This window comes from Streptomyces sp. NPDC055103 (genome assembly GCF_053607625.1).
Map to the genome: position 1 here is coordinate 1 of NZ_JBSGTX010000133.1, position 8,824 is coordinate 8,824.

Sequence of the window (8,824 nt, forward strand, 5' to 3'; positions counted from 1 at the left end):
ACGATCCCCGATCGCCTACGAGAACGCCTTCCACCCAACATCAACTACCCTGACCCGAGCCGCATAGACGTGTTCAACATCCGGGGTCAAGGCCCATCCGCGACGGCACCCCTCTGACCACCTCCGCTGTCGCCCGCGCAGCAGGTGTCGACCGCACCTTCCTCTACCGCCACCGCGATCTGCTGGACCACCTCCACACCACCAGCCGCTCAGCCGCATCGCCCGGAAGCGCCGACGTCACCACGGCGTCACTGCGAGCCGACCTCGCCAACGCCAACGCGCGCGCCGCCCGCTTGGCCGCCCGCGTCACGCAGCTGGAGGAGGCCTTGTCCAGACGCCTCGGCGAAAAGGCCTGGGCCGAATCCGGGCTGGGAGCCAGCTCCGATGTCGCCGAGCTGAAGACCACCATCACGCACCTCGGACAGCGCAACGCCGAACTCGCCCGGCAGATGGAGGAACGGGAGGCCGAACTCGAAGCGGCACGCGCGGCGAACCGGCAGCTGACACGAGCCCTTAACCACAAGGAGTGAACGACCATCCCGTTGGCAAGGGCCGCTGAGGCCGTGACCAGGCCCCCGCACCGCTGCGCTCGGCGGGAAGCATGGTCTCGTGATGTACGACCACCACCGGACCAAGGACGCCCCCATCGCCGGCGCCCTCCTGAGGCAGGACGGCCCCTTCCGCCACCGGCCCGCGCCCGATGAGGACGACGCCGCCGTCCGAGCATCGAGGAGCCGGGCGCCATGGTGCCCGCGCCCCGGGATGGGAGCGGGCGGTGACGCTGCGGCGGCAGGTCCTGGCCGCATTCAGCTCTACCGGCACATCACCGTTCCCGGAAAACGGCAGCTGTTCCTGGTTCTCGCCCGCGTAGCCACGCGGCAGATGGCGGCGTCCTGGATTGCGGAGACGGTCTCGGGGGCCTGGGCGCCGTAGTTGGCGAAGGCCGCGTCTCGGCGTCAGCGGGGATGCGGGATGAGCCTCGGCGGGACGCTGGGGGCGGGCCAACGGCGGCGAGGTGCGCGTCGAAGGAAGGTAGGCATATGAGAGTAAACACTCGGTTATATCGACTCGCTCACTTATGGAGTAGAGAGTCCCGTATAGGAATAGTCGGATACGTTTCAGGTCTGATGTGCTTCCTTTCTCTGGAGACCGTTCATGCGTCTGCAACGCCGTCAGCTCGCCCTGGGTGCTGCCCTTTTCGTCCTCGCCGGGTTGGGGGCGGCCGGAGCGAGGGCTGATGTTCCGGCACCCGCCGCCGACACGTCGGTGATCACCGTGAAGACCGGAGGAGACCGGACCGGTGACACCGGGGTCACCCCTCTTGCCGGGGTGCGGCTGGCCCTCTTCACGGACGAGGCCGATGCCGGGCCGGTCGCGGACGCCTGGGCGCGGTGCACTTCCGACGCCGACGGGGACTGCAGCTTCACCGTGCCGGACACGGGGAGCGGGGGAGCGAACGCCGGGATGCGGTTCTGGGTGCGTCAGCTGCCCGGCGGGGTGCCCGCAGGCTGGTTCGCCAACCCGTCGCTGCGTACGGGCAAGGGCAGCGGCTCTGGCTCGGTGGAGTCGGTCTACCAGTTCCGGACCCCCGCCCTCGAAGGCGGGGAGACCTATTCCTCCCTCACGGACTTCATGCGCAGCACGGACTGGGCGGCGGTGCCGTACGTGGCTTCCGGCGGGACCTGGCAGCAGTCCCGGGTGAACCCGCCGCTGCCGTCGGCCTGCGGCCTGGACGTGGCGGTCGTCCTCGACCTGTCGGCATCGGTCGGCAGCGCGCTGCCGGACCTCAAGGCGGCGACCGACAGACTGACGGACACGCTCACGGGCACGCCTTCGCGGCTCGCGCTGTTCTCCTTCGACCGGAACTCCCCCAGCACGGGCACCGCCAACCACCCCGCCCTCATGCCGGTCTCCACCAAGGACGGCGCGCAGGCCTTCAAGGACCTGTACCAGGGGTGGACCCTCGGCTCCGGGACGAACTGGGACCAGGGGCTGAACGCGGTCGCACAATCGGCTCCGGAGTACGACCTGGTGGTCGTCCTCACGGACGGCAACCCCACGCGTTTCGCCAAGCCGTACACGGGAGACGGGACCAACACCCACTTCGCGGACGTCGAGGGCGGGATTTTCTCCGCCAACGCGGTGAAGGCGAAGGGGTCCAGGGTCGTCGCCGTCGGCGTGGGCAAGGGCGTCGAAGGGATTTCGGGGATCAACCTGAAGGCGATCTCGGGCGAGGAGGCCTTCGACCCGGCGGACCCCGCGCCGCAGACCGCCGACTACTACCAGACGACCGACTTCGCGGCAGCGGGCGAGGCCCTGAGGAACATGGCCCTGGCGCAGTGCGAGGGCACGCTGTCTGTCATCAAACAGATCGTGCCCGAGGACACGGAGGGCGAGGACGTCACCGGAGCCGAACCGGCCGGCGAAGGCTGGCAGTTCTACGCCTCGACCACCACGGCCGGGATCGGCGGGCTGCCGGACACCGAGACCACGGTGAGCGACGGGACGGGCGGGGTCGTTTTCAAGCCGACCTTCCCGCCCGGGGTCACGGACGCGGACGTCACGGTCGCCGAGGCCCAGCAGCCGGGCTACGAACTGGTCACCCAGGGGGCGAAGAACGCCGTCTGCACCAACCTCGACGACGGCGAACCGGTGGAGGTCACGAACACGGGGATGGCCTCCGCGCCCGCCTTCACGGTGGACGTGCCGCGCCTGGCCGCGGTGAGCTGTGTCGTCCACAACCGGCCGGCCCCGACCGAGCCCACGCCCACCCCGACCGAGCCCACCCCGACCCCGACCGAGCCGACACCCACGCCGACGGAGCCGACGCCTACACCGACCGAGCCGACCCCGACTCCGACCGAGCCGACACCCACACCGACCTCGTCGGAGCCGACGCCTGGACCCACACATCCGACGTATCCGCCGAACCCGCCCGGTGGTTACGGAGACGAACTGGCAGAGGCCGGCAGTGCCCGCGCGCAGTCGCTCGGACTCGTCGCACTGTTCCTCGCCACCAGCGGGTCTTCGCTCGCGGCATGGAAGCTGCGCCGACGCGGCAGGTCCGCCCTCTAGGTGTATTGAGCACGAGCGTTGCTCAACACGGGTGAGGGACGGTCGGGTGGATCCGAAGGAGGCGGCCTGGGCGGCCGGGAGTGCGCCTTGTCCGTCTCCCGGTGGTCCGGCCCGCGTTCGGACCACCGGGAGACCGCTGGTCCCGAAAGGGGCTTCGAGCCGGTTCTGTCCTTCGTCCGGTCCCGCGCTTCTACGGGATCAGGTCGGGCAGGCCCGAGGAGGCGAGAACGCCGGCCCGGTCGATGGCGACGCGTCCTTCTTTGAGGACGGCGTGCACGTGGGTGGGGTCGGCGAGGGAGTCGATGTCGTCCAGGGGGTTCGTGCCGCAGACGACGAGGTCGGCGGCCTTGCCGGCGGCCAGGCTGCCGGTGGTGTCGCCCACGCCGCACAGGTCGGCGGCGTCGGAGGTGGCTGCCCGGATGGCCTGGAGCGGGGTCATGCCGCCGATGCGGACGAGGAGTCCCAGTTCCTTGAGGTTCTGGCCGTGGGGGGCGATCAGGCCCGCGTCGGTCCCCATGGCGATACGGATCCCGGCTTCCACGGAGCGGGCCACGGACTCCTGGGCGACCCGGTGCCAGTGGACGGCCTTGGCGCGCACGGCCGCGGGCACGGTGGACGGGTCGGGGTCGTGCATGGTCTCCAGGAGGGTGGGGACGAGGAACTGGCCGCGTTCGGCCATCTCCGCCCGCAGTTCGTCGGTGAGGGCGTAACCGTGCTCGATGCTGCGGACGCCGGCCCGGACGGCCGCGGCGATGCCGGGTTCCCCGATCGCGTGGACCGCGACGGGAAGGCCCCCGTACGCCTCGGCCTCCTCCACGGCAGCGCGGATCATCTCGGGCCGCAGTCCGAGCCATTCGGGCTGGTCGTGCGGGGAGGTGACCCCTCCGCTGGCGGCGAGTTTGACGCAGTCGGCGCCGGCGGCGACGAGTTCGCGCACACGGGTGCGGAGGCCGTCGACGGTGTCCACGATGCCGGGAGGACTGCCGGGGAAGGCGACGGCGGAGGCGAGGGCGTCGATGCCGCTCGGGAGGCGGAAGTCGGCGTGGCCCGCGGTCTGGCTCAGTATGCTCACCGCGACGAGGAGCCGGGGCCCTGCGATGCGGCGTTCGGCCACGGCCCGCCGGAAGCCCGCGTCGAGTCCCATGAGGTCGCGTGCCGTGGTCACCCCGTTGTGCAAGGTGACGCGGAGCCGTTCGAGCACCTTCAGCGTCCGGTAGCTGACGGGTTCGGCCGCACCCGCCAACGGGCTCTCCACCGGACCCGGCAGGGCGAAGTGCACGTGCGCGTCGATGAACCCCGGGCAGACGGTCCGCCCTCCGAGGTCCACTCGGGCCGCGCGGCGCAGGCCGGGGTCGTCGGGCGCCTCGTGGGCGGGGCCGCACCAGCGGATAGTTGGCCCCTCGATCACCAGGACCCCGTCGGAGACCGGCGGGGCGCCGGTGCCGTCGACGATCCGGGCGTTGTGCAGCACGACGGGGAGGGAAGACACGGCAATCCTTCGGGGTCCGGGGCAGCGGTGACGTGATCGTGCCACGCCGCGCAGGCCAGATCACGGAGCCGCTCGGCAGCGAGAAACGGCCTTCCGGTTTCCCCCCCCCATTACCTTCTTGGTGGCCCCGCAATGGGGCGCCCGGCCTCCGGAGTTGGCATGACTTTCTCCCCCTGTCGATCGCATGGCCTGGGGGGTGGTGTCACCGGCTCCGGAGGCATCGACAGACCGCTGATTAGGGGCATGCCCACCGGCTTCTTCGCAGGTCGGGAGGCTCTTCGTAATGTGGATGTGGCGATCGGTGCCGTGGGACGGCCGGGTGAGGGGACGACCGGAGGACGCACGTGATCGACACGAGTGACATCGGCGCTTTCCTCGGCCTGGACGTCGGCAAGGGCGAACACCACGCCACCGCCGTCACCCCGGCCGGGAAGAAGGCCTTCGACAAACGGCTGCCCAACAGCGAACCCAAGCTCCGCGAGGTGTTCGGGAAACTGCAGGCCAAGCACGGAAAAGTGCTCGTCGTGGTCGATCAGCCGGCCTCTATCGGCGCTCTGCCGCTGGCGGTGGCCAGGGATACGGGCTGCGCGGTCGCCTATCTGCCGGGGCTGACGATGCGGCGGATCGCCGATCTCTATCCCGGCGAGGCCAAGACCGATGCCCGCGACGCGTACGTCATCGCGGACGCGGCCCGCGTCATGCCGCACACGCTCCGCTCGGTCGACCTCGAAGAAGAGACCATCGCCGAGCTGGCGATGATCGTCGGCTTCGACGACGACCTGGCTGGCGAGGCCACGCGGATCAGTAACCGGCTCCGGGGGCTGATGACGCAGATCCACCCGCACCTGGAGCGAGTCCTGGGCCCGCGGATCCAGCACCCGGCTGTCCTGATGCTGCTGGAGCGGTTCGGCTCCCCGGCCCAGATCCGCAAGGCCGGCGGCGACGGCTCGTGACGTTGATACGTGCGAAGGCCCCGAGGATGGCCGAGCGGCTGGTCGAGGACATCTTCACCGCACTGGACGAACAGACCGTGGTCGTTCCCGGCACGGACGCGGCCGCGCTGATCGTCCCCAGCCTCGCCGGCTCGCTCCAGGCGGTTCTCGACCAGCGGAAACTCCTTGCCGCCCGGATCGAGAAACTGCTGGAGACACACCATCTTTCGAAGGTCCTGACGTCCATGCCGGGGATCGGCGTCAGGACCGGAGCACGGATCCTCATCGATGTCGGCGACGGATCCGGCTTCCCGTCCGCCGCCCACCTCGCCGCCTACGCCGGCCTCGCCCCGGCAACGCGGAGCTCGGGCTCCTCGATCCGCGGCGAACAACCCTCCAGACGCGGAAACAAGCAGCTCAAACAGGCCTTCTTCCTCTCCGCGTTCGCCGCCCTGGCCGACCCACGATCAAGGGCCTACTACGACAAGAAGATCGCCCAGGGAAAACACCACACCCAAGCCCTCCTCTGCCTCGCCCGCCGCCGAGCCGACGTCCTCTTCGCCATGCTCCGCGACGGAACCTTCTACGAACCCCAACCCGCCCCCACGGGTTGACGAAACCCATAGGGGCACCCCCTCACAACTTTTACCCTTCCGCTCCATGACCGCAGATAAGGGAAATGACGGGTACGAGCTCTCCACGGATCCTGACCGCCTCGATGTCGAGCTCGTGCACCAGTGGCTTTCAGCCGATGCGTTCTGGGCTCTGGGGCGGACCAGGGAAACGGTCGAGGCGTCCATTCGAGGCTCACTGAACTTCGCCGTCTACGACGCCGACGGCAGCCAAGTCGCCTACGCTCGCGTGGTCACCGACCACGCCACCTTCGCCTGGCTCTGCGACGTCTATGTGGAACCCACCCACCGCGGCAGAGGGCTCGGTACATGGCTGGCGAAAGCCGTCCGCGACCACCTTGCTCCTTATCGGCTCAAGCGCGTCCTTCTGTCGACCCTCGACGCCCACGAGGTCTACGCGAAGGCCGGATTCGCTCTCGTGCCGAACCCCGAGAGCTTCATGATCCTGACCCACACCGGCGCCGAGGGGTAAGGAGAGGGCGCGGGCCGCAGAAGTGGACAGGGCATGGGTGCCGCCGGCCGCCGGGGCGTGCGTCCCGGTGCGCCGCTCCCGGCCCACCGCGTTGGGGTCCGCACCAGGGCCGTAAATCTGTACGCCCTGACTGTGACCAGGCAGGGTGGACTGTCTCCTCCCTTCTGCTTCTGCCCACGTCGGTCGTTCGGGGCGGACCGGGCTCCGGTTCGCCCCGAACGACCGGCTTCTTCGTCCGGCGGGACGGGAGGGAGGGTCAGGCGAGGGTGAGGAAGAGCTTCTCCAGCTTGTCCTGCGTCATGGGCGGGTTCTCGGAACCGTCGGCGAGACACTCGCGCATCCCGCTCGCCACGATCTTGAACCCGGCCCGGTCCAGGGCCTTGGAAACGGCTGCGAGTTGAGTGACGACGTCCTCGCACTCTCTGCCTGTCTCGATCATGGCGATCACTGCCGCCAGCTGTCCCTGCGCTCGCTTGAGACGGTTCAGGATGGGCTTCATCGATGCTTCGTTCACCTGCATGGCAATTCTCCTCCTCCCCCCATGGGATACGCCTGGGGACGTGCCCTCGCGTTACCTCGGCGTCGCGTCCTGACGGACGCGGGGTACCGGCTGTGGTCGTGCCGTCCTTGACCGCCTCCGAAGTCGGACAGTGACCGCAACGCTTGCCGCGCCGCCCAGGACCGCCCAGGTGGCGGGGTGGGTCCACAGGCCGGTGTCGAGCTGCTGGGCGAGGACGAACACGCCCATGACGACGACGAACCAGCCGAAGGCCTTGCGCAGCGCGTCCTGCGGGATGCGGCCGGCGAGGCGGGCGCCGATCAGGCTGCCCGCGACCGCCGCCACGGTCACCGTCAGGGCGATGCCCCAGTCGATGGACACCCCGGAGAGGTGTCCGGCGAGTCCGGCGAAGGACTTCATCGCGATGACGAGGAGCGAGGTGCCGACCGCGATGCCCATGGGCAGTCCGCCGAGGATGGCGAGGGCGGGGACGACGAGGAACCCGCCGCCGGAGCCGACCAGGCCGGTCACGGCGCCGACGACGAGTCCCTCGACGGCGATGTGCTTGAGTGGCAGGTCACGGTGGGCGGGCCGGGCCGCCCTCTTCGCGCCGTCGCGCGGCTTCCGGAGCATCGCGAAGGCGGTGGCGAGCATCATCAGCGCGAACGCGACGAGCAGGACCGTGCCGGGTATGTACTCGGCGAGCCGTCCGCCGCCGTACGCGCCCGCCATGCTGAAGGCGCCGAAGAGCAAGCCGGTCCGCCACCGCACCCGGTGGGCGCGGGCGTGCGGGATCAGGGCGGCGAGGCTGGTGACGCCGACGACGAACAGAGAGGTGGCGATGGCCTCCTTGGTGTCCTGTCCGGCGAGGTAGACCAGGATCGGGACGGTGAGGATGGACCCGCCGCCGCCGAGGATGCCGAGGCTGACGCCGATGAGCAGGGAGGCCGCGACGATCAGGGCGGTCACGACGCGCTCCGCAGCTCCGCGATCACGGTGCGGAGGTCGGTCCGGGGGCCGCGGTTGTAGGGGAGCTTGGACAGCAGGACGCCCATGGCGCAGGAGTTGCTGAGCGCGGCGTACGTCAGGCCGGCGCCGACGGCGGTGCCGATGAGGTGGACGCCCGGGATCAGGATGCCGGCCAGGCCGGTGGCCAGGACGATGGAGCCGGCGACGAGGCGGACCTGGCGCTCCATGTCCCAGCGCTCAGGCCCCCGCTCGACGGGGGCGCCGGCTGCCTCCCAGGCGTTCATGCCGCCCTCCAGGACCCGCAGGTTCGGCAGGCCGGCCTGGGCGAGGGCCTGCTCTGCCTCCCGGGCGCGCTGCCCCGAGCGGCACACGAGCACGACCTCCTCGTCCAGGTGCGACAGGAGCTCCGCGCGGTGCTCGCGCAGCGTGCTCAAAGGGACGTTGTACGAGCCGGGGATGTGGACGGTGCGGAACTCGCCCGGGGTACGCACATCGAGCAGACGCGGCGCCCGGTCCTCCTGGACGAGGCGGTGCAAGACAGCGGGGGTGATCGACTGGGCGGTGCGCTCGGTGCTCATTCAAAACTCCGGAAGGTATGTGCGACGGGGTATGCAGGGGGCTGTGGGTCATGACGGCGCCCCAGGTATCAGAGAAGGAAGGGGGCCGTCGTGGGCGGGGCACTGAGGCCCCCCCCCCCAAAGGGCGGGGCCGTAATGCATTCTCATATACACAAAAACCAGCCCCCGAGACCAACAA

Annotated in this window: 7 protein-coding genes and 1 pseudogene; 4 read left to right on the forward strand and 4 right to left on the reverse strand. The window is 70.0% G+C overall.

Annotation, left to right across the window (positions count from 1 at the left end):
• The first annotated feature begins 326 nt into the window (after nt 1-326).
• Complete coding sequence (locus tag ACWFR1_RS39515; RefSeq protein ID WP_453560753.1) at nt 327-530, forward strand: hypothetical protein; 204 nt, start codon at nt 327-329, stop codon at nt 528-530.
• Nucleotides 531-1,155: 625 nt separating this feature from the next.
• Nucleotides 1,156-3,075, forward strand: coding sequence for a vWA domain-containing protein (locus tag ACWFR1_RS39520; protein ID WP_453560755.1), 1,920 nt, complete (start codon nt 1,156-1,158; stop codon nt 3,073-3,075).
• Between the two features lie 190 nt (nt 3,076-3,265).
• On the opposite strand, the gene ACWFR1_RS39525 is transcribed toward ACWFR1_RS39520, so the two are convergent.
• Entirely contained in the window at nt 3,266-4,564 is a 1,299-nt protein-coding gene (locus ACWFR1_RS39525; RefSeq protein WP_453560758.1) for an amidohydrolase family protein, read from the reverse strand.
• A 344-nt stretch (nt 4,565-4,908) separates the two neighbouring features.
• On the opposite strand from ACWFR1_RS39525, the pseudogene ACWFR1_RS39530 reads away from it, so the two are divergent.
• A pseudogene (locus ACWFR1_RS39530) lies at nt 4,909-6,110 on the forward strand (IS110 family transposase).
• A 46-nt stretch (nt 6,111-6,156) separates the two neighbouring features.
• Entirely contained in the window at nt 6,157-6,600 is a 444-nt protein-coding gene (locus ACWFR1_RS39535; protein ID WP_453560760.1) for a GNAT family N-acetyltransferase, read from the forward strand.
• A 256-nt stretch (nt 6,601-6,856) separates the two neighbouring features.
• Here ACWFR1_RS39535 and ACWFR1_RS39540 read toward each other — a convergent pair whose 3' ends face one another.
• The 3 genes from ACWFR1_RS39540 to ACWFR1_RS39550 are packed head-to-tail and all read right to left on the reverse strand — an operon-like array spanning nt 6,857 to nt 8,646.
• Nucleotides 6,857-7,120, reverse strand: a complete 264-nt coding sequence (locus tag ACWFR1_RS39540; RefSeq protein WP_453560762.1) for a metal-sensitive transcriptional regulator — start codon at nt 7,118-7,120, stop codon at nt 6,857-6,859.
• Between the two features lie 51 nt (nt 7,121-7,171).
• On the reverse strand, nt 7,172-8,068 hold the full coding sequence (locus ACWFR1_RS39545) for a sulfite exporter TauE/SafE family protein (protein ID WP_453560764.1): 897 nt from the start codon (nt 8,066-8,068) through the stop codon (nt 7,172-7,174).
• A complete protein-coding gene (locus ACWFR1_RS39550) occupies nt 8,065-8,646 on the reverse strand; it encodes a rhodanese-like domain-containing protein (RefSeq protein WP_453560766.1) in 582 nt (193 codons plus the stop codon). Before ACWFR1_RS39550 ends, ACWFR1_RS39545 begins: the two co-directional genes overlap by 4 nt.
• Nucleotides 8,647-8,824 lie beyond the last annotated feature (178 nt).

What these genes read in the sequence shown, in the direction of transcription:
- ACWFR1_RS39540 (WP_453560762.1), bottom strand. Translation starts at nt 7,120, where the DNA reads ATGCAGGTGAACGAAGCATCGATGAAGCCCATCCTGAACCGTCTCAAG.
- ACWFR1_RS39535 (WP_453560760.1), top strand. Translation starts at nt 6,157, where the DNA reads ATGACCGCAGATAAGGGAAATGACGGGTACGAGCTCTCCACGGATCCT.
- ACWFR1_RS39520 (WP_453560755.1), top strand. Translation starts at nt 1,156, where the DNA reads ATGCGTCTGCAACGCCGTCAGCTCGCCCTGGGTGCTGCCCTTTTCGTC.
- ACWFR1_RS39550 (WP_453560766.1), bottom strand. Translation starts at nt 8,646, where the DNA reads ATGAGCACCGAGCGCACCGCCCAGTCGATCACCCCCGCTGTCTTGCAC.